Annotated in this window: 16 protein-coding genes and 1 other annotated feature; of the genes, 2 read left to right on the plus strand and 14 right to left on the minus strand. The window is 44.6% G+C overall.

Annotated elements, in window-relative coordinates; translation table 11 throughout:
• Positions 1–11: 11 nt before the first annotated feature.
• The 8 genes from Psch_RS07125 to Psch_RS07160 form a co-directional block, all read right to left on the minus strand.
• Positions 12–1,373, minus strand: a complete 1,362-nt coding sequence (locus Psch_RS07125) for a VanW family protein (RefSeq protein ID WP_243124041.1) — start codon at positions 1,371–1,373, stop codon at positions 12–14.
• Between the two features lie 6 nt (positions 1,374–1,379).
• Positions 1,380–2,180: a PRC-barrel domain-containing protein gene (locus tag Psch_RS07130; RefSeq protein ID WP_190239666.1), complete on the minus strand. Its 801-nt coding sequence runs from the start codon at positions 2,178–2,180 to the stop codon at positions 1,380–1,382.
• Positions 2,181–2,196: 16 nt separating this feature from the next.
• A complete protein-coding gene (locus tag Psch_RS07135) occupies positions 2,197–3,117 on the minus strand; it encodes a hypothetical protein (RefSeq protein WP_190239667.1) in 921 nt (306 codons plus the stop codon).
• A 458-nt stretch (positions 3,118–3,575) separates the two neighbouring features.
• Positions 3,576–4,172 carry a TetR/AcrR family transcriptional regulator gene (locus Psch_RS07140; protein WP_190239668.1) on the minus strand — a complete coding sequence of 199 codons (597 nt, stop codon included), beginning with the start codon at positions 4,170–4,172 and terminating at the stop codon, positions 3,576–3,578.
• 220 nt (positions 4,173–4,392) lie between these two features.
• Complete coding sequence (locus Psch_RS07145) at positions 4,393–6,387, minus strand: oxidoreductase (RefSeq protein WP_190239669.1); 1,995 nt, start codon at positions 6,385–6,387, stop codon at positions 4,393–4,395.
• A 502-nt stretch (positions 6,388–6,889) separates the two neighbouring features.
• Positions 6,890–9,421 carry an AMP-binding protein gene (locus Psch_RS07150; RefSeq protein ID WP_190239670.1) on the minus strand — a complete coding sequence of 844 codons (2,532 nt, stop codon included), beginning with the start codon at positions 9,419–9,421 and terminating at the stop codon, positions 6,890–6,892.
• Positions 9,422–9,469: 48 nt separating this feature from the next.
• Positions 9,470–9,744: a binding site (T-box leader), on the minus strand.
• A gap of 131 nt (positions 9,745–9,875) precedes the next feature.
• Positions 9,876–10,322 carry a hypothetical protein gene (locus Psch_RS07155; protein ID WP_190239671.1) on the minus strand — a complete coding sequence of 149 codons (447 nt, stop codon included), beginning with the start codon at positions 10,320–10,322 and terminating at the stop codon, positions 9,876–9,878.
• A 243-nt stretch (positions 10,323–10,565) separates the two neighbouring features.
• Positions 10,566–11,456 carry an LCP family protein gene (locus Psch_RS07160; protein ID WP_190239672.1) on the minus strand — a complete coding sequence of 297 codons (891 nt, stop codon included), beginning with the start codon at positions 11,454–11,456 and terminating at the stop codon, positions 10,566–10,568.
• 61 nt (positions 11,457–11,517) lie between these two features.
• Here Psch_RS07160 and Psch_RS07165 point away from each other — a divergent pair, with 61 nt between their 5' ends.
• Positions 11,518–12,387, plus strand: a complete 870-nt coding sequence (locus tag Psch_RS07165) for a DegV family protein (RefSeq protein WP_190239673.1) — start codon at positions 11,518–11,520, stop codon at positions 12,385–12,387.
• 182 nt (positions 12,388–12,569) lie between these two features.
• Here Psch_RS07165 and Psch_RS07170 read toward each other — a convergent pair whose 3' ends face one another.
• The 6 genes from Psch_RS07170 to istA form a co-directional block, all read right to left on the minus strand.
• Positions 12,570–13,151, minus strand: coding sequence for a PadR family transcriptional regulator (locus Psch_RS07170; protein WP_243123970.1), 582 nt, complete (start codon positions 13,149–13,151; stop codon positions 12,570–12,572).
• Positions 13,152–13,406: 255 nt separating this feature from the next.
• Positions 13,407–15,038: an IS66 family transposase gene (gene tnpC, locus Psch_RS07175; protein WP_190239674.1), complete on the minus strand. Its 1,632-nt coding sequence runs from the start codon at positions 15,036–15,038 to the stop codon at positions 13,407–13,409.
• A 119-nt stretch (positions 15,039–15,157) separates the two neighbouring features.
• Positions 15,158–15,514, minus strand: a complete 357-nt coding sequence (gene tnpB, locus Psch_RS21380) for an IS66 family insertion sequence element accessory protein TnpB (protein WP_282432438.1) — start codon at positions 15,512–15,514, stop codon at positions 15,158–15,160.
• Positions 15,505–15,816, minus strand: coding sequence for an IS66 family insertion sequence element accessory protein TnpA (gene tnpA / locus Psch_RS07185; RefSeq protein WP_190239676.1), 312 nt, complete (start codon positions 15,814–15,816; stop codon positions 15,505–15,507). The genes tnpB and tnpA overlap by 10 nt, the downstream gene beginning before the upstream one ends.
• 1,293 nt (positions 15,817–17,109) lie before the next feature.
• Positions 17,110–17,856 carry an IS21-like element helper ATPase IstB gene (gene istB / locus Psch_RS07190; RefSeq protein ID WP_134220419.1) on the minus strand — a complete coding sequence of 249 codons (747 nt, stop codon included), beginning with the start codon at positions 17,854–17,856 and terminating at the stop codon, positions 17,110–17,112.
• Positions 17,850–19,388 (minus strand): IS21 family transposase, encoded by a 1,539-nt coding sequence (istA, locus tag Psch_RS07195; protein ID WP_134220420.1) that lies wholly within the window; start codon positions 19,386–19,388, stop codon positions 17,850–17,852. Before istA ends, istB begins: the two co-directional genes overlap by 7 nt.
• Positions 19,389–19,461: 73 nt before the next feature.
• On the opposite strand from istA, the gene Psch_RS07200 reads away from it, so the two are divergent.
• A complete protein-coding gene (locus Psch_RS07200; protein WP_243123971.1) occupies positions 19,462–20,808 on the plus strand; it encodes a radical SAM/SPASM domain-containing protein in 1,347 nt (448 codons plus the stop codon).
• Positions 20,809–20,814: the final 6 nt, after the last annotated feature.

Below are 20,814 nucleotides of genomic sequence, written 5' to 3' on the forward strand. Positions count from 1 at the left end.
AACAGCCTCTTTTACTTTTCAGTTCCTTCAGGTTTTGGACCGACTAAAAGGACTGTATCACTCGGCTTGAAATAATCGCTGGAAATCAAGGTTCTGGTTTTAATCTCCCCGTCCACAACTACCTCCCGGTAAACTTTTACCGTGTACCCGGTTTTTCCCTGGTTCATCACCCTGGTTTCACCTGCCGGCAGACTGGGGTCATTTTGCAGCACAACCTTAGGTTGTATGACCGATTTATCAGTAGTAATGCGGACTTCCCTTTGTTCGGTAATCTTCGTCCCAAATATGCGAATTGTCAGTGTTCCGCTTTCAATATTGCTGGAGATATAAACCGGGGCGCCGGTGTTGTTCAGGAATTTCAGGTCCAGATAATCTCCGGCAATGGTGGCGTCGCGACCAAGTGACACGTAGTTAACCGGGAGGGGATGGGAGTATCTTTCCACAATGCCCAGGTTGGCGAGAAGAGCAGCATTGTACAGGGTGGTAGCCACCTGGCAGATACCGCCTCCGAAATCAAGGGCAAGTTGTGACTGAATAAATATAGGCGCCTTTAAATAGCCGTTTTCCGCTCCGCGGGGTCCGAGGCGCTGGTTGAGTGAAAAGATCTCCCCCGGCTTGACCAGGGAGCCGTTGATGGTAGCGCTTGCCAGCGCGATATTGTGGGACCTGTTCCCGTCATTTTCGTCAAAGATGGTGACGTACTCGGCCAGCAGCGCGTCAAGTGTACTTAAATCAGCGGTTTTTACGTCCGGTTCCAGTAATTGACCGGTCGCTTGCACCTGTAACTTACCCTCGGACAACGCCAGCCGTACCTGTTCAAAAGTCCCGTCAAAGTCAAGTATGTAGCCGCCTTTTTCGTCGGTTATTTCTATTTTATTATTTGACAAACTGAGGTTGGCGTTTTTGGGCGGGCTGTCCCAATTCGTTTTGAGGGTTTGAATTATTGTCGCTAATTTGTCCTCAGAAAAGACGATCTTTGCGGGAACGTCGGCAGGCTCCGCCCTGCGCTTTAACAAGGACGTCAACTGAATAACATATTTATCGTTTATCCCGTACTTGAAAGCTGTTACAGCCATAGAGCGGTAATCATACTTTGCGTCAATATCGGACAATTTCAAAGAGAAACTTTTACCGCCGTCTTGGAGCTCAAAGGTGCTTTCGGCCGGGAGAGGCAAGCTGCGCTCAAGCTTTTCAGCAGCTTCAACCGTACTTAGGCCGCCAACCTGAATGCCTGCCACACTTACACCTTGCTGTATTATCCCATTGTATTTGTTATCCAGGACAACAGCAGTTCCCAGAATACCTGCAACAGATTGGAGCAACAGCAGGGAAGCAAGAAACAAGGTATTTTTTAGGAGCGATATTGTTTTCATCAAGTTTTATTCACGTACGTTCAGAGTAAGTTGGACATATTTGTTGGCAGCTAAGGCTTTCTCGATCATTTCAACGGTGATGCTCTGGCCTTCTTCTGCTATAATATCGCCATCATCGGCAAGGATGCGCATGGTCACCTTTTTCCCCAGGAGGTACTGGCGCTGCTGGTCTTCAAAATGTTTGAGCGCTTTGACTGGCTGCTTGTCGTCGTCCTGTTTGTCAGCAGACGCAGATTTCGTCTTGGGCGCTTCCGTTGTATCTTCTGTTTCTACCCGTTTATAGCCGGCGGGAGGTGCAGCTTCAACGGTTACTTCCAATTCAGACACCAGCTTGCTTTCAACGCCGTCCTCAACCACCAGATAATCAAGACCGAAGGACAGGATGTACTTTCTGGGAATTATGCCGGCCGGGCTTTCGCTATCATTGGGAATTATTTGGCATCCTGTGATGTTCCCGGTGGTTTCGTCAAAGTAGTATTCGCTAATGGCGCCCAGGATTTTACCCTTGTTGGAGATCACTTTCAGGCCGTTCAAATGGAAGCCCTTTTCAAGCAATTCAACTGCCTGGCTGTTGTCTTGTACCGGAATAAGAGTTGAACTTGCAGCGACGGTCAGGGCATTTTCACCGAAGCCCTGCACTGTGTTGAAAGGTACGGTTTTTAAACCGAGATACCACATTCTGTCTTTTATCAGAAGAAAATCAACGGCGCCACGCTGGTTTAGAACCAGATGATTTGCTTCCCCGATTTGGAGCCCTTCTTCGATGCTCATAACTGGTAATCCTAGAATCTGCCGGCTGCTTTTCACTTAAATACCTCCTTGGTTATTTCTTTTGTCTTTCGGCAGTGTCAATATTTGCTTTTAATTTAACTAAATTAGGTACCTTGGAATAAGGAGTGTTTTTTGGTATCCTGGCAGCTTGTAATAGTTCGGTGAAGGTTTCAAGATACAGCAAACGTTCTTCAAGCTGTTGCCGGATAGGTGCGACATTGAGATGCTCCTGCTCAAGAAGTGACTTAATAAACAGCTTAGACTGGGGATAGTGGCCAAGTTCCAGGTAAACATTGCTTATTTCCACGGCAAGAGCCACAGCTGCATGAGGCTCCCGGTTAAGGCTGAAAGCATTCATAAAACTGGTCAGCGCAGAGACCATGTCGCCACTTGCTTTAGCCGAAAAACCGGCCGAAATGTTTTCGTTGACGGTCTCCGGAGGTAACTCCGGTTTTGCATGGCTTAAGGCAGGTGTGGTGATACCGCACTCCTGGACAGGATCAGGTGTGATTCCATCCGGCAAGTCTGCCGCCGAGGTTTCAGTTGGTATGTGTGCAGGTTGATCTGCACCAGGCGCATTACAGTCAAGAGCAGCGCAGGCTTGGGCGAAGGCGGTTTTTTCGTTGAATTCAAAGGCGGTAGAAGTGATGGGAGCAGGCTCTGCTATTTCGTTTCCAGGTTCCGTTGTTATTACCGGGTTGGCGGGACTGTGCGCAGATATTTTCATGTCGCAGTAACTAAACGCAAAAGCAAAAAGAGTGATCACGCCGAGGTATATAAGCAACACCGCGGGCAAGGCAAAAGCAGCAAGCGCCCAGGGGAAGAAGGCCCCCAGAAGCAAGGAAACGCCTGTCGTCGCAAAAACTGTTCTGGCACGCAAGCGGATTCTGCTTTTGAAGAAGCTGTGAATAACGACAAGAACAAGGCTCAGAAGCAATAATATAACTATTAGCAAGACCAGATATTCCTGCATTGTTTACCTCGACCTTTTTCTATATTATCGGCATAAATCCCCATTCAATTTAGTATCAATGAAGTACCTCCACTCAGGTCCGGCAAATAAAAACCAAAAATCCAGTTAACATCCGGCTTGGGACTCAAATATTTCGTATAAAAATTTGACGAATGAGAGGAGCCTCACTCTGGCCGAAAATGTAGTAATTTACTATAATACCGATACCGGCAAGCCCAAATATAGCCACCTTATGCCGTTTATGTTAAAACATAAATAAAGATGCGCCCTACTAATGGTTTTTTGCCCAAATTGGAACAGTATTCGCATTTACAAAAAAACACCATCCTGCAGGAAGGTGTTTTGGGAACAATTTTATTGTTGTGTGAACAGTTTTATCTATATAACTATTTTTACCTCATTATCTTTGACAGAGAACTTATGATATCGAGATTTATATTGAACTTCTTACTACCCGATTAACAACGTTCTTTTTTAAACATAAAACCATCTACCATATTGGATATAATATTCTTCATTTCATTCTTCAAATCCGTTTCTCCATCATGGAGACACCAATCAAACACTACACCACGCGCTGCTATAAAAAGCATGCGGGTAATCTCGGCCGCAGATTTATGTTTGGGAATCTGCGCCTTAACCTGCCACTCCTCAATAATTGACTGCAGTATGGTTTGCATGGCACGGCCCTTGGTAAGAAACATTTTATTTTCCGAAGTATAAAGCTTTTTGATCATTTCAATCCCATCCGCATAATTGAGATCGACATATTTTTCGAAATACTCCACAATCTGACCTTTACAATCGTCCGCCTTCAATTGACCGGCAACGTCAGTTACAAAATAATCATCCGCTCTCTTAAATATTTCTCTGAAAAGCTCATATTTAGATGCAAAATAGTAATAATACGTTCCTACTGAAACTCCTGCTTCTTTTGCAATCTGCTCCACTGTAACCTGATCGAAACCATGCTTACGGACAAGCTTCACTCCACACTCATAAATCTTGTTTTTAGTAATTTCGGCTTGTTTTGCCCGGCTCGTTATTTTGGCCATATCCGCCCCTCTTCTTAACAGCCTACCGGCGTAGATTTATATATACATATTTATTACATATCCATTTTAACCCATATGCCAATAGTATAATAATATAGATTCCCTGTTACTTAATCAACCCTTTGGACACAAGTATAAAACAGGAGCCAAAATCCATTTGGCTCCTGTTTTTAATTCATCTAATAATAATTATTTTTTTTGATATCTTTCTAATCCATAGCTATAGGTTAGCAGCAACCTCATAAGCATCCCATACAGCATACATTATATTCGCAACGTTGCGTGCGTCACCTATCAGGTGAATGTCGGCAAGTTCGTATTTAAGCGCCTCATAAAGATCATTTACAGAGTTATAGCCAACAGCCAAAACAATACTATCCGCCTTAATTTCACGCTCTTTACCGTTTACATCCACCAATACACCTTTTTCAGTGGTCTTGATAACTTTAGATGATGTCAGCACTTCAATTCCATTGTAAGGTATCAATCTTTCCAGCATCTCTGAATTAGCATGGCAGAGCGGGCCATTCAAGGCTAATAATCTATCCAGTATTTCAACTATGGTTACTTTTTTATTTTTACGGGCCAGCCAAAGAGCAAGCTCGCAGCCAACCAATCCACCTCCAACGACGACTACCTCGCTTCCCGCATCTGCATTACCCAACAAAACCTCTGCTGCCGTAAAGACCTTGCTGTTATCACCCAAATTAAAGAGCTTGGGCTTAGAACCCGTTGCAATAATTACAGTATCAGCGCCATTTTCTTTTACCAGAGCCGGTGTAACTTCGGTATTGAATTTTATTTCAACATCCAATTCCTTGAGTGTATGCTCATACCAGGCGACCAATGCCAGATCGTCCTCCTTAAAATCAGGTACTCCCGCGGCTAAGAGATTTCCACCCAGGCGTCCACTCTTTTCATAAATTACCGGTTTGTGTCCACGCAACGCTAAAACCCTTGCAGCTTCACAACCGGCGACGCCTCCACCAACAATGAGTACTTTTTTGCTTTTAAGCGCTGGAATCAGCGCTGCTTCTCTCTCTCTGGATGTTGCGGGATTGACTGCACAGTTTATTGCTGAATATTCCTGGATACGTCCCATGCAACCTTCTTGACAAGACAAACAGGGCCGGATAGAAGCGATATTCCCGGAGCGAAGTTTGTTCACATAATCCGGATCGGCCAGAAGTGGGCGTCCCATGCTGACAATATCACATGCTCCTTCTTCAACCGCACTTAAAGCCAGGTCAGGATTGTCCATACGGCCTGCGCACAGAATGGGAACATCAACAACTTCTTTTATTATTTTCGCATATGGAATATAGAGGCCTTTTTCCTGGTACATGGGGGGATGGCTCCACCACCAGGCATCGTAGGATCCAACGTCGATATCCAGCGCGTCATAGCCATAGGCTACGAGTAATTTTGCTGCTTCTATACCTTCCGGGATATCTCTGCCCTTTTCTTCAAAAACTTCACCGGGTAAAGCTCCTTCACGCCAATCCTTGATAAAGCTTTTTGGACTGTATCTTAATGCAACAGGAAAATCCTTACCGCACCTTTCCTTAATCTCTTCTACGACTTCCCTGGCAAATCTTAAACGGTTTTCAAGGGATCCACCATATTCATCGGTTCGTTGATTGAAAAATGAAATTGCAAATTGGTCAAGGAGGTAGCCTTCATGAACTGCATGGATTTGAACGCCGTCAAAACCTGCACGCTTTGCATGGAAGGCGCCCTCTCCAAACTTTTTGACAATGGAGCGAATCTCTTCCTTGGTTAATTCCCGGCAGGTTTTGTCAAGCCAGCGGTGTTGAATCGGGGAAGGCGCCACAGGCGGGTACTCTCCCAAGTTAGTAGGAATAGTTACCCTGCCGAAGCCCCCACTGAGCTGGAGAAATATTTTACTGTTATAGGCATGGATACGTTCCGTCATTTCGCGGCTGGTACGGATAAAATGGACAGGATTATGGGTGGAACAGGGACAGTTAGGCATTCCATGCTCTTCAACTTCATTATCTACAAATGTAACACCTGTAATGATTAGTCCGGTGCCTCCACGAGCGCGAGCTGTATAATAGTCTATACCCCGCTGGTTAAAACCTCCTTCGGCATCCGCTAATCCCAATGGTCCCATGGGCGCCATGGCAAAACGGTTCTTCAGTTCTAGAGAGCCAATTTTTACTGGTTCAAACAACCTTTTGTACTTTTGCATCGCACCAGTGCCTCCCTTTTTTTGCAAAATTCATCTAATGGATTCACTGAATCCGTTTGGTTAATGATATTAAACAAAACGTAATATGTCAAGCAATATGTTTTATGTATTCAATATTTAACCAATAGAATTAACGTGCGTAATCATAGGGACAATCCATATATTGTCAATACATCTAAGCACTCATACACCCTGCACTTTGCGTTTGCATGTTTTCCCACCGATAGTGCTCAAGTATACCTTGCTTGCTATGGACGGATCCAAGGCAGCCGTATGTTCATCAAGCTATAACAGCTTCGGCTTGACGATGGTAGGAGAAGCGTATAAATATAAAAATCGCCAGCCCTCAAGCTGACGATGTAAGGATAACGGTGTATTTTATTTTTCTTCGTTTTCATATGAATAATGGAAGGCTCTCTTTAACTTATATGAATGGTCAGTATTTAACCTCACAAGTTCTGGTTAGAGAATTACCTATTTAGTTAACTGATCAGATGGCGTCTCATGCGGTAACAATGCGGCTGTCTGCCTGTAAGCCAAGTTTCTCAACAGCGTGCTCCCGCATCTTATATTTCATAATTTTCCCGGCGGCATTCATCGGGAAGTCGTTGACGAAATTGACGTAGCGTGGAGTTTTGTGCTTGGCCATGTGTGAACGGATGTAATCCTTAAGTTCATCGGCAGTCATTGTTTCATTATCCTTGAGTATCACGCACGCCATAATCTCCTCGCCGTACTGTTTGTCGGGCACACCAATCACCTGAACGTCCTTGACTTTAGGATGTGTATAGATAAAATCCTCAATTTCCTTGGGATAGATATTCTCGCCGCCCCGAATGATCATATCCTTGATACGGCCGGTAATTTTGTAGTACCCATTTTCATCACGCCTTGCCAGATCGCCGGTGTGAAGCCACCCGTTTTCATCAATGGCGTTTTTCGTCGCCTCAGGCATTTTGTAGTAACCCTTCATGATGTTGTAGCCGCGCGCCACTAATTCACCATCAACATTATCGGGCAAATCCTCGCCGGTCTCGGGATCAACAATCTTGCATTCAACACCGGGCAGCGCACGTCCTACAGTATTGACGCGCAGCTCAATGGAATCATCCACGCGGCTCTGGGTGCAGCCTGGGGAAGATTCAGTCTGGCCGAACACAATGGTAATTTCCTTCATGTTCATTTTGTCCACCACATCCTGCATAACCTTGACCGGACAGGGGCTGCCTGCCATAATGCCGGTCCTCATATAGGAGAAGTCTGTCTTTGGAAAATCCTCATGTTCAAGCATCGCGATAAACATGGTTGGGACACCATGGAAGGCGGTAATCTTCTCCTTGTTTATGCATTCAAGCGACAGCTTAGGTGAGAAATAGGGCATTGGGGACATTGTCACGCCATGCGTCATTGCGGCCGTCATGGCCAGCACCATGCCAAAACAGTGGAACATAGGTACTTGAATCATCAAGCGGTCAGCAGTGGAAAAATCCATGCAGTCACCGATATTTTTGCCGTTATTCACCACATTATAGTGGGTAAGCATAACGCCCTTTGGAAAACCGGTGGTTCCCGAAGTATACTGCATGTTGCAGACGTCATGCCGGTTGATGGAAAGCGCGCGGCGGTAAACATCCTCAACCGGCACTCTCTCAGACATGGCCATGGCCTCCTCCCACGTCAGGCAGCCCTTCTGTCTGGAATCAATGGTAATGATATTGCGCAGGAAAGGCAGGCGTTTTATATGCAGCGGTTTTCCTGCCTCGGCAGTTTCCAACTCAGGGCAAAGTTCCTTCATAATGCTTACATAATCGGAGTCCTTGTAACCGTCGATCATAACCAGCGTATGCGTATCCGACTGGCGCAAGAGATACTCCGCCTCATAAATCTTGTAGGCAGTGTTTACGGTGACCAGAACCGCCCCTATCTTGGTGGTCGCCCAGAAGGTGATGTACCACTGGGGAACATTGGTTGCCCAGATCGCTACATGGTCACCCGGCCTGACACCCATGGCAATCAACGAGCGAGCGAATGTATCGACATCGTCCCGAAACTCGGAATAAGTCCTGGTATAATCCAGTGTGGTATATCGAAACGCATACTGGTCAGGAAACTCTTCAACCATACGGTCAAGCACCTGAGGAAAGGTCAGGTCAATTAGTGTATCCTTCTGCCAGACATATTTCCCTGTGCGCGCGTTATTTTCGAACAGATGGCCCTTTACCAGACTTATTTCAGTGTAACGGCTCATATAGTTCGCGAAATTCGGGAAGACAACTCCCGCGTCATCAAGCTCATCCGCCCAGCGCTTGACCCATTCGAGGGACACATAACCGTCGTAGTTAATCGAGCGCAGCGCCAGCATCATGTCGTCAACCGGCAAATCCCCCTCGCCCATCATACGATACCGTATGGAGCCATTCTCCACAACGGAATCTTTGATATGTACATATTTAATATAGGCGCCGAGATTCTGCACCGTCTTTCCGGGGCTCTCACCTGCGAACCGGTAGGGATGATGCATATCCCACAGGGCGCCCACCGCGTCACTTGCCACCTGATCAAGCAGCCTGCACAGCCGGGCAGTGTCGGTATAGACACCATTGGTTTCCACCAGCAGGGTCACGCCCTTCTCTTCGGCAACCAGTACCAGGCGCTGCAGGGCGGCAAGAACAACCCCGTCATCCACCTCACCGGTGGTATGCGGCTCAAGGTCCGCAAGTATGCGGATGTACGGTGTGCCAAGCCTGGAGGCCAGCATAATATACTGCACAATCTCAGCATGGTTTTTCTCGGCATTTTCAGCAAACTTCAAGCAGCAGCCGGATGTGAGGCACGGGATTTCAAGGCGCAGCTCGAAAAGCTTTTTTAATGTTTGCGGGAGCTGTGCTTCGGTGAAAGGCTGTGCCCGGACCGCGGATATTTCATTGCCCAGCCCGCGAACTTCGATGCCTTTAAAGCCAAGGTCCTTCGCCATGGAACAGATCTCGCTCCAACTGAAGTTGGGGCAGCCGAGTGTTGAAAATGCAAGTTTCATAGTTATTTCCTCCTTAAATTAAAAAGCGCTTTCGTCCATAGCATTTCTGCTAGAGACGAAAGCGCCAAACTTCCGCGGTACCACTCTTTTTGGTATGAAACATACCCACTCTAAAGGCATCGGTCAAAATGACGAATACCCTCTCGTTGTAACGGCGAGAAACCCGGTGGCGCCTACTTGCTTTTAGTCACCATGATGGCTTCCGAAAGCTTTCAGCTAACTGCTCAAGGGGGAGTCACAATTGCTCTGCGCGCTGTTTTTCAGCATCCAACAGCTCTCTGTAGCGACATACCGCAAAGTGTTTTCCCTGTCATCGCATTTAAATAATTTTTCCGCTATGTTATCAAACTTTAGGCTGGCTGTCAAGCATAATTATACAGAATCGCATCTTGGGATCTCATTCGATAAGCTTAGATTTTTGCGGTTTAAACCTTTAATGTTAGATTTCCTGTATTTATTTGTTATTATCAGTAGTTTCGTTAACTTCTTCTACAGTTTCTGCCAGCTCAGTGACTCCCATGTTTTCCTCGATAGCATTTTCTTCAAAAACCTTTTCTTCAGGAGTATTATTGCCAACTTCATCTTTAGTTAACAATATTAAGCATTTTGAAAATCTATAATTAATGATGCCAGCACCTAATAAAATGAATGCGATGCCCCCATAAACAGCGATTGGTTCAAATATTCCTGGAAGCAATTGTGCTGGTATTAATTCCTCCATAACCTTAGCAGCAGGATATCCTTGAGCTACATAATTTGCAACAGTATTGTTGAAATACATAATATTATTAATCAATGATGCAACCGCAATAAGAGCTACAACTAAAAAAGCAATATACAGAGCAATAGAACTAGCAGGGATTTTAAGTTTTTTAGGCACATTTGTTTCTTTAAGATCCATAATAATTTGTCTCCATTTCCGCCATCAAGGGCTATACTATCAATACGAAATTTTGATTTATTATGTAGTTTAGCACCTTCAACTTAAAATATCCTGAAATTTAACTTAAAATCTCATGAGATTGCTTCACAGCAGAACAAACCTTTTGATACCATCATTCCAAAATTCTGGGATAATCAGCTTATGCTTTAAAATCAACTTGTGCAAAAAATCATGTGCATATCAAAGTAATATATTGTCTCTTTACGTCTGCCCTGAGCCGGTTTCTGTTGTTCCTGGAATCCCGGGGTTATATCCTTTGTTGTCGTCCTGGGTAGCGTCCTGACCAGTCCCACCCGCACCGGTACCCGCCCGGGCGCCGCTGCCCCCTGTTTTACCCGTAGTTGTACCCGTCCCTGTCTCATCAACCGGCGTGATGATCACCGTACCATTTAAACCGGAAGAAGTGCCGGAGGTGCCGCTTTTAGTCTCCTGCCCCGGTTCGGACGGTGTCTGCTTGGACCCGCTTTGGTTCTGCTGGGTTGCAGAAGATTGTTGAGTACGGTCAGCCTGGCTGGAAGACCCGGTGCTTACAGGCTGGCCGCTCAACGGACTGGTCAGTACGACATCGGTCACTGTCTCCCCGTTAAAGAGCTTGGCTGCCATCTGCTTCGCTTCAGCCGGGTCAACTCCCCAGTAGCTGTCCCCGCCAATATCCAATGGCCGCCCCGGCAGGGTCTGCGCCACAATACTACCGTCTTCCAATTTCTTACCGGCTGAAGCCAGGGTCACCATATCATTGACGCTCAGGTTGGTTTTCACATGCTTGTTTATTTCTGGAACCAGCGACGGCAATTTAAGAATTGTGCCGGGCTGCAGCATCTCCTTGGCCAGGGTTACCAGAAACTTCTGCTGGTGCGCGGTCCGTTCAATGTCACCCATTGGATAATCCCGGAAGCGAACATACTGCAACGCCTTATCACCATCCAGACGCTGGACGCCCTTTTTCAGGTTGATTTCATAAACGCCGCCATCAGTTTCGTCCTCGTGGTTCATGTCTTGATCAACATCGAGAGTAACTCCGCCGAGCGCGTCCACAATATTCTTAAAGCCGTTAAAATTGGCCTGTACATAATACTTGACCGGTATCCCCAAAAATCAATATTATATATTACAGCGTGTTTTAGAACATTAAAATTAAAGAGGAATCGAAAAAATGAGTAAAACGATATGTCAAGTAGTTGACTCTTCAGGGAACCTACCGCGGGAATTCATCAAACAGTACAACATCATCGAAGTTCCATTCTATTTCACATTTGATAACACAAATTACTACTGTGAGAATGTTAATTATAAAATAACTGAGTTTTATAAACATATGGTAGAATATCCTGACGAGGTTCCCAAAACATCTGCTCCCAATATTCTTGATTGGTTAACCGTATTTGAGGAGCAGTATGCCGGAGGCGCTAAAAAGTATATTGTGACGACGATTTCTCCCAAATTATCTTCCAGCTTTCAAACGGCTATTTCTGCAAAAAAAATTTTTGAAGAGAGAAATAAAGATGTCGAAATTAAAGTAATTAGTTCAGATACTTGTGCTTGTGGGCAGGCCGCATTGGAAATAGGAATCGCTAAAATGATTGATAGTGGTATAGACTATGTGGATATCGTTGAGATAATACATAAGATGGTTTCGAATATAAGCACGCTTTTTGTGGTTAACAGCCTGACATATATGAAGGCTGGAGGCAGAATCGGAGGAGCGGCCGCCTTCCTGGGAAAACTAATCAACATTAAGCCATTATGTGAGTTTATTGATGGCATGGTACATCCAATCAAAGCCATACGTGGAAGAAAAAATTCGCTTAAAACCATGATAGATGTAGCAGTTTCAAGGATTATTGATATTAATAAAATGATAATCATTATCCAACATGCAGAATGCCAGGAAGATGCAGACTATATATGTAATTATCTAAAAGAGAAAGTAAATTATAGTGGTCATGTATTTAATAGCGGTCTAGGGATTATAGTAGGAGCACATTCAGGTCCGGGTACAATAGGTATTGGTTTTGTGGAATAATCCTGTCTAAAGCTATTGCAAACTCTTCATACAAGTTTTTTTCGGCTTTTTTCATAATTTCTTTATCTGTATCATTAATATCCTTTTCTTAGATAATATCTATAATTTTATATACTCCCGTTAAGTTGTATGCCACATAATCAGTAACTTTGAACATAAACATTCCTCCTTGAATCATAGTTTTACTCATCAATACCAACAGACATTTCCCGTAGAACTTCTTGCAAGAAGGCTTCTTCTGATTCACGTAAAAAAGTTAGATTTTTAATAATGGCTTTTTTCTTAAATCGCGCCTCTCTATCGGATATACTGATTTCCTTCACTCTATTTATATTTGTTTTAACTTTAGCAAGTCTTTTTGTTAAACATTGAGCCATTTCCCTTGGCGTTAGCGCATTAGAAGCTTCCAACCCAACGTTTAAATCCAGGTAAAACCACTCTAGATTGGATAAAAGCCTTTTTGAAGTTTCAGTAAGCGCTGTCTTGCCGGAATCTGTTATATAGTATCTTTTTCGGTCCGGCATTCGCCCGTCTCTCTCATTATGTGAAATGACCAACCCGTTTTCCTCTAACCTCTTTAATACCTGGTAAATAGAAGCTACTCCGACCCTAACCCACATCCTTAAATTCCGGTACTCAATCACTTTATTAATTTCGTATGCGTAGGAAGGTTTTTCTCTTACAATACTAAGTAAAATTGCTTCTATATTTGACAGTATTATTTTATTCACAGCAAACCCATCCTCCGTTTCATAGGCTCTCATTCAGATACCTTCCGAGGGACCTTACGAACAACCAAGATAAGAGAAAAACGTCCGGTTAACTGGACTTACGTTCCGTCAGAACCGCACGTTATACACATATTTTACCATGTCTTCAATTGCGCATGTAAGTAAATTATTTATTTTTTTGCTTCTGCTTTTCCAGTATCAGGAAACGTCCTGGTAAGCTCTATGTAATTGTCAAATTCAAAGCACATGAGTAAAGAAAAATCCAACCTTGAGGTTGGACAGGGATCTCTATTCTTTAGTTTTGTAGCAGTTAGCCGGAAGCTTTTTCGACCAAGGAACAAACTTTTCAATCAGTTCCGGATATCGGTTAAAATCGGTATTCGGCATCTGTTTCAATAAATAGACCAGATATTCATAAACTTTCAGGCCATTGGCCAGCGCGGTCTGTACGATGCTATATACAATGGAACTGTCGTGTGCACCGCGATCCGTTTTCATGGTCACCCAATTTTTCCGTCCGATTGTAAACGGACGTATGCTTCGTTCGACCAAATTATTGGTTAGCTCCAGCCGGCCGTCTAAAAGGATGTTTTCAAAATACGGCCACTGGTTCAGCGCATAATTTACAGCCTCATAAGCTTGGGATTTAGGAACCGTAAGTGGTTTCGTCTCTTTAAGCCATGACAAAAAGGCATCCATCACCGGCTTTAACAGGGCGAGGCGCTTTTTATGACGCTCTTCAGGTTCTGCATCCTTGTATTTCTTTTCAATATGAAACAGGTAATCACAGTACTCCTGCCCTTTAAAGCAGACAGTCTTCTTTTGCTCCTCCGGACTTAATGCTTTAATGGCATCTGTGAATTTGCGCTTTATATGGGCGAGGCATCCAACAACCGTAATTCCGGGGTCCAGACGATGATAAACTTCATATCCGTCCGTATGCAAGTAGCCGGTATAGTCCTTAAGAAACTCTTTGGCCGATTCCGAAGCCCGGCTTTCATGAAATTCATAGTAAATAATCGGCTCATCATGCGCTCCGCTGCAGTAAACCCAGATATAGCATTTTTTCTTGGATTCCCTGCCGTTCTGCTGCACAACTTTTGTCCAGGTTTCATCTGCATGTAAGACTTCCTTGCTCAGCAGGGTACCTCTCATATGGGTATAGATCCTTGAAAAGTATTCTTCCGCACAGTGGAGTATCCAGTTGCTCATGTTTTGCCTGGAGATTCGGACACTGTCCATCCGGTCAAACTCTTGCTCGATCCGGGCAAGGGGCACCGCATTGGTATATTTAGTATTGATGATACCGGCGATCAATTCCGGTGTTGCAAAACTTCCGGGAATCGGCAAGTTAGGCATATCCGCACGGACAAAGGGAATTTTATCACCTTCACTTTGAGTCTTTTCACACGCCCGGCAGGTATAAACATGACGGCGGTGCTCTTCAATTTCGAAATGAGCCGGTACAAGCTTCAGGGTCTTTGTAACCTCAACTTTCATGTCGTGCAGAGGACTGTCGCAGACCGGACAGACCTGCTGTTCGGCTGGAAGCTCATGTTCAATGACGGTAACTTTTAAATCTTTGAAGTCTTGTTCACGCTTGCCCTTTTGTTTGGGCTTCCTGGGAGTCTTCGCTGTCACTTCTTCGAAGGTGGGTTCAGGTCTCCCTTGCCGGGCAGCCGCTTCGACTTCGTTAAAAAAGTTAAGCTGCTCCATGCCGTCAGGATAGGATACTGAATCACCGCTAGCACCGTACTTCCGATGATTATTCAAACGGATCATCTCGATGAGACGATTCAAGTTCCGAGTCAGTTCGGCAATGGTCTGTTCCTGTTTCTCACAGCATACAGCCAACTCAGCCTGTGACATTTCCCTGTAATTGAGTTGTGGTTTTTGAGATGATTTTGTCTCGCAAGCCATATCCTTATTATATACTGAACCAGCGGGAAATCACAGGATAATAGCGGTAAAAAGCCCTGAAACAGCCGAAAATCAGCCGTTTTTTATCAAATTTCGTTTAATAATTTTCAAGAGACTTATTAAAGAATAATCCGTTGATTAACCGGTTTGTGTGCCGATGGCTGCTCCATCGATAAACCATCCAAAAGCCATCTAAACTGCCTTTCGGAAACCTCAAGAACCTGCTTGTTTTGGTAAAACTTCCATCGGAAGACGCCGCGGCTTAATTTGCGGTAGTACAACCACCAGCCATTATTCGACCAATGAAGGATTTTGCATTTATCACAGGTTCGGTTACAGAACACATAGAGGCAGTTGTCAAAAGGGTCCATTTGTAACTGAGTCTGCACCAGGGCTGCAAGTCCATCGATGCTTTTTCGCATATCACAAGGTTTGCATGAAAGCAATATTCTGTGACCGTCAGAGTTTATGCCCATAAGGAACGAATAGCAGTAATGGCCTCGCGCAAAGTTTCTCCCTGAAAGCCTGAATACAGCTCAATGGAAACCGCCCCAATTTTAACAATGACCGGAACTTCATTCACGGATGATTGCTTCAACTCAATAAAGGTTTCTTGCTTAAGGCCGGCTTTGGCTTCGCGGCTGCACTTAGTCAACCAGTATCGGAGTGTATGGATGTTTAGGTTGTTTTCTGAGCACCATTCGGCAGCGGTTTTACCGGAAGCACGGTAATCGCTTACTTGCCGGCGTCTGATCATGGACTGCTCGTCAATAGTCATGGACATTTCCTCCCCATATAGTCTTGAGGTTATTATCTCAATTCTAAAAGGGAGTTGCTATGTGCAAAGTTTTTGACAATTACAGCTCTATCAAATCTTTACCTTTCGGGGGATGTCAATGGACTGTGAAAATGTCACCCTCCCTTAATAAACTTCGATTATCTTTAAATATCTTCTCCTTTTGTTATTTCACTACGCAAATTTTTTGTGTCAAATAATACACCGTAAATACTCTTTCCAACCCCTGCATGTCTGACAAGCCTTAAACCATTTTTTAGAACTCAACCCACTTTGTCTGGAGTTGTATGATGTCAAGATAAGGTATAAGAGCAAATTCTATGCCAATTATTATATTTTGGGCTAAAACATCCCTGACAAGATAGTAAGCTTTCATACTGTAAACCCTTATAGGGCAAGTTCTTTCTATTTTTGAGTCTATACCTGGATGATATTAATTTTGTCTCCTTATCCTAATAAATGGGTTAATTAACAAATAATTTAATAATAACCTATTTCTATTAAGAATAGATTGTTTTATATTTAGACAAATAATTTTAAGTTGAAAATTAAAACATTTGATTAGTCCTATGCTTTAGCAAGAACAGTAAATTTTGAATAAATACGCCATAGCGTATATTAAATATCGTGATGCAAAATGTGTCATGGAAAAACAGTATCCGTCTTTAATTATTCTCTTGGGTTAAATTAGGGAACTTCTTGACTATGGGCATATAAAACTTATATATTTGATTTGGTTTTTTATATCACTAGAGGGGTTTCAATTTTTTTAACAGACAGGCTACAAAAAAATAAGCAGACAAGTGGAGGACATCAAGTTGAGTGTTTGTGAACCGCGGAAAAATCTGTCATTAAGCTCCGATCCCGTGAAGGATGCGGCCTTAGGTGGGTTAATGAGTTGGTTAAGCCAGCAGCAGAAGGATGAAGTGGTATTTAATCAGACAGAACTTAAATGTATATTCCGCTAAGAAAAAACACCTAGACCGCCGAAGTTGAACACTAAGACCGTTTAAATTGAACAATCATTCCGTAGTGGCTGTACATTGATAACTAAAGGATCACATGGTATACTCAAACTGCTTTTACTTTTAAGCAGGATAGGGCAACACTGAGGAGTGACCCGAGCGGCTTAAGAGTTTTGCGGGGAGAGTGATGCCGGTGAGCGTCGCTCTTTTTTTGTTAAAAGCAACATAACATCACTCTCTTTGGAAAACTAAGCGATAAACCTCGGGAGTTTGAGGGCAGAGCCCTCAATAGCCGTAAGGCTGTTTTGAATTATCTGTTGGCAATACCCTTGCGCTCCCGCATAGAGTTTTTACCGTCGATAAAAATGGTGTAGGAATCATGCACAATGCGATCTGAAATGGCATCGGCCAGTGTCGGTTCGCCAATTTTATGATACCAACCGCCGATCTCAAACTGGGAACAGAATATGGTAGAAGCTTTTTTGTAACGAGATTCTACGATCTCAAGCAGATCGCGGGCTTCGCTTTCCTTGAGCGGAAACAGAAGCCATTCATCCAAAATGAGCAGCTTTACCTGTTTGTAAGCTTTGATGACCTTGCGGTATGTCCCCTCACCGCGTGCAATGGCCAATTCACCCAGCAGATCGGGAAGCCGTACATATTTAACCGTGTAAAAGTTTCGGCTGGCAGCCATGCCAAAAGCATTTGAGAGGTAGGTTTTTCCGCTACCCGTGGCTCCAAGGATTATGATGTTATGGGCTTCTTGGATGTAGTTACAGCTAGCCAAGCGGATGATTTGAGCTTTGTCGAGTTTGCGATCGTCATGATACTCAATGTTCTCAATACAAGCGTCATTGAAGGCAAAACCCGCGTTTTTGATCAAGCGCGACAGCCGATTGTTTTTACGGGCTGCCCATTCGGCATCGATCAGCAGACCGAAGCGTTCTTCAAAAGCCATGTCAGACAAGTTTGCGTTTTTGAGCTGTTCCCGGAATGCTGCAGCCATGACACTAAGCTTCATTTCGTGAAGCTTGGCTACGGTTGAATCGTTTAGCATTTTCCATCCCTCCTGCTGTAGTAATCGGCTCCTCGTGTGAGTCCAAACTCAGAGGAGGAATGGCCCGGGGTTTCTTTCGGCAGCTTGTCCTGACCGGATTTTAAGATGGCCTGAACGCTCTTCAAGCTAGGCTGTACAGTGTAGGACAATGCTTTGGTGCAGGCCGATTCAAGGCGCTCCACCGAATATTTGTCGGCCAGTTTCAAAAGAGCCATACAAGCCTTGTAGCCCTGCTGCTCGACTTTGTGACTTCCTAAAAACAGGTTAATGACAGCGCTTGTATTCTCACCGATTTTGGCTGCCCAGGATTTAAAGCGGTCGCCGTTCCAAGACACATATTTTTGATGATCTGGTGGCATATGGGCTTCCAGGGTGCTGTATTGATTGCTCCTACCATAGAGCCGGGGATGAGAACAAATGCGATTGCCTTGGAAGAAGACCTCAATCACATTGCGGGTAATCCTGACATCAACTTTCTGCTTGATGTATTCAAACGGCACCGAATACTTCTGGGTCTCCACACTGATATGGTAATTGTATTGAACAGTGGCAATCTTCCAGGTCGCCAATTCAAATGGCTTTAAGGGCAACGGCAGCAAGAAGGGTTTTTCCTCATCGAACAAGGTGGCTCTGCTCCCGTTCTTCTTCTGAAAAGGTTTCTCTAGAAAAACCATTAGCTTTTCCCGAATGGCAGCATTCAGCTCTCGTAACGATAAAAACTGCTGATTACGCAGAGCAGCGAGTATCCATGTTGAGATGATGCCGACCGATCCTTCTACCGTGGGTTTATCTTTGGGAGCCCTAACTCTGCATGGAATAACCGCTGTACCATAATGTTCAGCCATCTCCTGATAGGTCTTGTTAATAACTGCTTCGCCTTTCGTCACCTTCTCCACGCCGGTTTTTAAGTTGTCCGGTACCATAATGCGAGTGATTCCACCGAAGAAGCGATAGGCGTTGATATGGGCGGTAATCCAGCTCTCCTGATTTTGTGAAAGGAAGGCTTCCACATAGGCATAGCCGCTGTATGGCAGGGCAGCCACAAACACATAGGCTTGGATAATCTCTCCCGTGTCTGTGTCGATGATCCTGGCGGTTTGTCCCGCCGAGTCTACCTCCATGATTTCCCCAGGCTTACGGTGAATGTGCATGGTTGCCTTGGTGCTTTTCACATAGTCAGCGTAATATTTGTTGAACTGGGTCGACTTGTACGGTACTTGCCCGGATTCGCGACACTGGTCGCAGTATTCAAGCCATAACAGAGTTAAGGTCACACCGCTTTTCGCCATCTCACGATGGATGTAGTCGTAATTCGGCATTTTGTACGCGGGCTTAGCGCTCTCCGAAGAAAAAAGGCGCTGTGACAACTCCTTGTCGGACATTTCGGCCACTGTCTGCCAACTTAGCCCTTGATCCTTTGCTCTTTGAAGCACGTTAATAACCGTGGTTCGAGAGCATCCGCATCCAGACGCAATGCGGCTGTTGTTGATTCCGAGGCTATGTAGCCGCAGAATCTCTTTGTAACTGGTCATCTCTATGACCCTCCTTGAATTTATTTGCACCTTTCAGATGCATAAATTCAATTTAGCAGAAAGGTCATATCCGGTGTTCAACTTTGCCGGAAAGGGTGTCCAGTTTCAAACGGAGACACTGTTCAATCTCAGCGGTCAAACTGTTCAGTTTGACCCGGCATATTCACTTAAAGCGCAAAACGAAACCCTGATTAGTGGCAACCAAAAACAATTATTTCTAACTGATGAGTTGGCGAAACTCCTCGGTGCCGAGGATACAACTACCTTCCGGGTCGTCAAGCGTCAAAACAAGATCGAAATCTACCCCAATATTCACAGCCTGGCAAAGGTTTATATCGAGCCAACAACCCTATGCAACCTGAATTGCCGCACCTGCATCCGGAAAACCTGGCATGAGCCTTTGGGCAGTATGAAACTGGAAGTGTTTGACGGCCTGCTCGAACAGCTTAAAGAGTTCAAAAGCCTGCAAACCGTGATGTTTGGCGGTTTCGGTGAACCCACCTTCCATAAAGACATTCTCTATATGATCGGGAAAGTCAAAGCACTGGGCCTTAAGGCGGAGATGGTAACCAACGGCACCCTGCTCAATGAAGCTATGCTGCAAGGTATGCTGGATAACGGCCTGGATACGCTATGGGTATCCTTTGACGGAACGAGTGAGGACAGTTTTGATGATATCCGGGCGGGAGCCAGTTTTATTGAGGTGGTGCAAAACCTGAGACGACTAAAGGAACTGAATCAACAGACTACGCACAAAATCAAAGTTGGAATCGCGTTTGTAGTCATGAAAAGGAATATCAAGGAATTAAGAAAGCTGGGAACACTGGCCCAAACGGTGGGCGCGGAGATGGTCTCTGTCAGCAATGTGATCCCCTACAGCAGCGACATGCTCGATCAGATGGTCTGTGCAAGGATCCTCTGGGCTAATAGCATCTCGTATTACTCGAGATCCCTGCCAATCAATTTACCATTTATCGATAGAACGGAAACCACCAAACAGACCTTGTTCGAGCTATTCCGGGATTATAACAATATCAGTATCATGCGGAACCATATTGACACGGAAGCAGGCAGCTGCCGGTTTGTTAAGGAACGCTGCACCTTCATTAAATGGGACGGCACCGTAAGTTCCTGCATGGGCCTTTTACATTCCTATAAGACTTATTTCACCACAGGACGGGCAGAAAGGGAAGTTACAGCCTATGTTTTGGGAGATACCCGCAAAAACAGCTTGAAGGAGATATGGGACGGACAGGAATATCATGATTTCAGGGAAAAAGTTGATGAATTTGATTTTTCACCTTGCTTGCAGTGCGGTCCCTGTGACCTTGCCGAAAAAAACGAGGAAGACTGTTTTGGTAACAAATTTCCTACCTGTGGAGGTTGTTTATGGGCACAGGGTGTGATACAGTGTCCCTGATTTTTG

The organism is Pelotomaculum schinkii (assembly GCF_004369205.1).
In the GTDB taxonomy this organism is placed as follows: domain Bacteria; phylum Bacillota; class Desulfotomaculia; order Desulfotomaculales; family Pelotomaculaceae; genus Pelotomaculum_C; species Pelotomaculum_C schinkii.

What these genes read in the sequence shown, in the direction of transcription:
- Psch_RS07125 (WP_243124041.1), bottom strand. Translation starts at nt 1,373, where the DNA reads ATGAAAACAATATCGCTCCTAAAAAATACCTTGTTTCTTGCTTCCCTG.
- tnpC (WP_190239674.1), bottom strand. Translation starts at nt 15,038, where the DNA reads ATGGCTTGCGAGACAAAATCATCTCAAAAACCACAACTCAATTACAGG.
- Psch_RS07135 (WP_190239667.1), bottom strand. Translation starts at nt 3,117, where the DNA reads ATGCAGGAATATCTGGTCTTGCTAATAGTTATATTATTGCTTCTGAGC.
- tnpA (WP_190239676.1), bottom strand. Translation starts at nt 15,816, where the DNA reads ATGACTATTGACGAGCAGTCCATGATCAGACGCCGGCAAGTAAGCGAT.
- tnpB (WP_282432438.1), bottom strand. Translation starts at nt 15,514, where the DNA reads ATGGGCATAAACTCTGACGGTCACAGAATATTGCTTTCATGCAAACCT.
- Psch_RS07140 (WP_190239668.1), bottom strand. Translation starts at nt 4,172, where the DNA reads ATGGCCAAAATAACGAGCCGGGCAAAACAAGCCGAAATTACTAAAAAC.
- Psch_RS07155 (WP_190239671.1), bottom strand. Translation starts at nt 10,322, where the DNA reads ATGGATCTTAAAGAAACAAATGTGCCTAAAAAACTTAAAATCCCTGCT.
- Psch_RS07165 (WP_190239673.1), top strand. Translation starts at nt 11,518, where the DNA reads ATGAGTAAAACGATATGTCAAGTAGTTGACTCTTCAGGGAACCTACCG.
- Psch_RS07145 (WP_190239669.1), bottom strand. Translation starts at nt 6,387, where the DNA reads ATGCAAAAGTACAAAAGGTTGTTTGAACCAGTAAAAATTGGCTCTCTA.
- istB (WP_134220419.1), bottom strand. Translation starts at nt 17,856, where the DNA reads ATGCTAAACGATTCAACCGTAGCCAAGCTTCACGAAATGAAGCTTAGT.
- Psch_RS07170 (WP_243123970.1), bottom strand. Translation starts at nt 13,151, where the DNA reads ATGAGAGCCTATGAAACGGAGGATGGGTTTGCTGTGAATAAAATAATA.
- istA (WP_134220420.1), bottom strand. Translation starts at nt 19,388, where the DNA reads ATGACCAGTTACAAAGAGATTCTGCGGCTACATAGCCTCGGAATCAAC.
- Psch_RS07150 (WP_190239670.1), bottom strand. Translation starts at nt 9,421, where the DNA reads ATGAAACTTGCATTTTCAACACTCGGCTGCCCCAACTTCAGTTGGAGC.